The sequence below is a fragment of the Streptomyces sp. NPDC059900 genome (genome assembly GCF_050270335.1).
Lineage (GTDB): Bacteria > Actinomycetota > Actinomycetes > Streptomycetales > Streptomycetaceae > Streptomyces.
This window is the reverse complement of the sequence record NZ_JBNNJZ010000848.1, coordinates 1-2,627: the sequence shown is the minus strand read 5'-3', so window position 1 is coordinate 2,627 and position 2,627 is coordinate 1. Positions and strand designations below refer to the sequence as shown.

4 protein-coding genes and 1 pseudogene are annotated in these 2,627 nt (G+C 69.0%); all 5 read left to right on the top strand.

Going from position 1 to position 2,627, the window contains the following annotated elements; all coding sequences use genetic code 11:
• Nucleotides 1–183 (top strand): hypothetical protein (locus ACQKIP_RS44845; protein WP_427745630.1); only part of this gene is annotated, 183 nt, incomplete at its 5' end.
• A 41-nt stretch (nt 184–224) separates the two neighbouring features.
• Nucleotides 225–497, top strand: a complete 273-nt coding sequence (locus ACQKIP_RS44840; RefSeq protein ID WP_365863578.1) for a hypothetical protein — start codon at nt 225–227, stop codon at nt 495–497.
• A 581-nt stretch (nt 498–1,078) separates the two neighbouring features.
• Nucleotides 1,079–1,483: a GntR family transcriptional regulator gene (locus ACQKIP_RS44835; protein ID WP_365863576.1), complete on the top strand. Its 405-nt coding sequence runs from the start codon at nt 1,079–1,081 to the stop codon at nt 1,481–1,483.
• On the top strand, nt 1,480–2,376 hold the full coding sequence (locus ACQKIP_RS44830; RefSeq protein WP_365863574.1) for an ABC transporter ATP-binding protein: 897 nt from the start codon (nt 1,480–1,482) through the stop codon (nt 2,374–2,376). The genes ACQKIP_RS44835 and ACQKIP_RS44830 overlap by 4 nt, the downstream gene beginning before the upstream one ends.
• Nucleotides 2,373–2,627: pseudogene (locus ACQKIP_RS44825) on the top strand (transporter); the annotation flags it as partial. The gene ACQKIP_RS44830 and the pseudogene ACQKIP_RS44825, both read left to right, overlap by 4 nt.

Below are 2,627 nucleotides of genomic sequence, written 5' to 3'. Positions count from 1 at the left end.
GCCTTCGCCCCGGGCAAGGCCGCCTTCAAGGTGATCAAGAATGCCGGTGGCGTCAAGAAGGTGCTTGCCACCCTCGCCAGCGTGGACACCAAGAAGGGCGCCATGGCCGCACTCGGATCCGGCGGATCTACGCTGTTCGGGATCAAGTCCGTCAAGAAGGCCTGCTATGACGGCCTGAAGTAGTCATCATCTCTTCCCCTGATTTCTTCCCCCGAGGAATTGCTGTGAACACCCACAACACCCACACCGCGGGCCGGCGGACCGTCCCCTGGCGCGGGGCGGCGATGCTCGCCTTCGGCTACGCCGTCTTCTACATGCCACTGGCCTACTTCATCGACCACCCGATCAGCCTGCACTGGCTGATCTGGCCCGTGGTGGCAGTGGCCGGCCTGACCTTTGCCGCCGACTGGAAGGGCATCGGCGACCGCCCCTGGTTCGTCAGGACGATGTTCCTGCTCATCGTGGTGGTCGCGGTCATTGGCGCCGTCCTGTCCTGACAGCAGACCGCTGCGGGCGGCAACAGCGCTGCCCGGTGCACTCCGCGGCACGCCTGCGGGGGAGTGGCGTGCGCTGGGCGGCGCGGGATGGGGCGGTCGGGGGCGGCGCCGGGTCCGGGGCGGCGCCATGGCGGGATCCGGGCTCCGTCGCGTGATGCTGCGTCCGGGGCGAATCTTCATGCCGCTCCATCTCGCCGTGGCGGGATGGAACGCGGATCTCTCCGCTCTCGCGTCGCGCCAACTGTTCGTGCTGACGCCATTGTTGCTGCTTTCGGTGGCTGAGCGTTGCGCCAGGAGGAGGCGGAAGAGCGGATCACGGCCGAGCGGCCTGTCGCCGACCCCTGCGGTGCTGGGCTCTGCGGTGGTGGTCATGACGGACAGCGGCAGGCCGCTCACCTGGGCTGCGCTGAGCCGGACCCTTCCGTTGGCCGTCTTCCCGGCGTCATAGCCGCATGAGCCGCCCCCTCGGTTTTGCCCGCCCCCGGCGCTGTGCAGCGTACGCACCTCGACAAGTCCATTACAGCGCGCGGGGGTTGCCGAACGAAGCACCTAGAGAGCTATAGTGCTAGGCAACTAGGTAAATGGAGGAACCGGTGATTGAGTTCCACCTGAACACCCGCTCCGGCCTGTCCCCTTACCAGCAGCTGGTCCAGCAGGTGCGCCATGCACTGCGCCTGGGACTGCTGAAGGAAGGCGACAGGCTGCCGACGGTCAAGGACGTGGCCAAGCAGATCGCGGTCAACCCGAACACCGTGCTCAAGGCCTACCGGGAGCTGGAGCACGAGGGACTGGTGGCCGCCCGGCCCGGCGTGGGGACGTTCGTGACCCGCACACTGGCCGACGACACGCTCGCCGCGCACGGCCCGCTGCGCAAAGACCTGCAGCGCTGGCTGACCAAGGCCCGCCTGGCCGGACTCGACGAGGAAAGCATCGAGGCACTGTTCGTGAACACCTTTCGCAACGCAGCAGGGGAGGACGTAGCGTGAGCGCCGTCTTACGGGCCCGGGGCCTGAGCAGGAAGTACCGGCAGCGCTGGGCGCTGCAAGACTGCCACCTGGAGATCCCCGCCGGCCGGGTGGTCGGCCTGGTCGGCCCCAACGGGGCGGGGAAATCCACCCTGCTGAACCTGGCCGCGGGCCTGCTCACCCCCACGGCCGGCACCATCGAGGTGTGCGGGGGACCTCCGGCCCGGGGTGTGGAGCAGCTGGCCAAGGTCGGCTTCGTCGCCCAGGACACCCCCACCTACGCCTCTTTGAGCGTCGCCGACCACCTCGACTTCGGCAGACGGCTCAACCCGCACTGGGATGACGCCGTGGCCCGGGCACGAGTTCGCCGCCTGGGCCTGGACCCCAAGCAGCGCGCCGGGAAACTCTCCGGCGGCCAGCGTGCGCAGCTCGCCCTGACCCTGGGCATCGCCAAACGCCCCGAGCTGCTCATCCTGGACGAGCCCGTCGCGGCCCTGGACCCGCTGGCCCGGCGCGAGTTCATGCAGGATCTGATGGAGGCCGTCGCCGAGCACGAGATGAGCGTGCTGCTCTCCTCGCACCTGGTCTCCGATGTGGAGCGCACCTGCGACTACATCGTCGTCCTGGTCGACTCCCGCGTGCAGGTGGCCGGCGACATCGACGACCTTCTCGCCTCCCACCACCGGCTGAGCGGCCCGCGCCGCGACCCGGCCACCCTTCCCGCCGGCCTGCACGTCATCTCCGCCAGCCACACCGACCGGCAGACCACGCTCCTGGTGCGCACCGACACCGCGGTGCACGACCCGTCCTGGACCGTGAGCCCGCTGGGCCTGGAGGACATCGTCCTCGCGTACATGACGCGCCCCGCGGACGCCTCCCGTGATTCCCGCCCTGTCCTGGAGGTGCTGCGATGATCTGGCTGACCTGGCGCCAGTTCCGCACCCAGGCCACCGTCGTCTGCCTCGCCCTGGCTCTCCTTGCGGTGCTGTTGGCGGTCACCGGCCCGCAACTGGCCGACCTCTACGCTTCCGCCGGAGACGACCTGTTCGGCCGGATCACCAGCGCCGACCAGAGCGTGTACTACCTCGGACTGGTCATCGTCGTGCTCCTGCCAGCGCTCATCGGCATGTTCTGGGGCGCACCGCTGATCACACGCGAGCTGGAG

Excerpts from the sequence above, each read along its gene's own strand:
- ACQKIP_RS44835 (WP_365863576.1), top strand. The coding sequence starts at position 1,079 with ATGGAGGAACCGGTGATTGAGTTCCACCTGAACACCCGCTCCGGCCTG.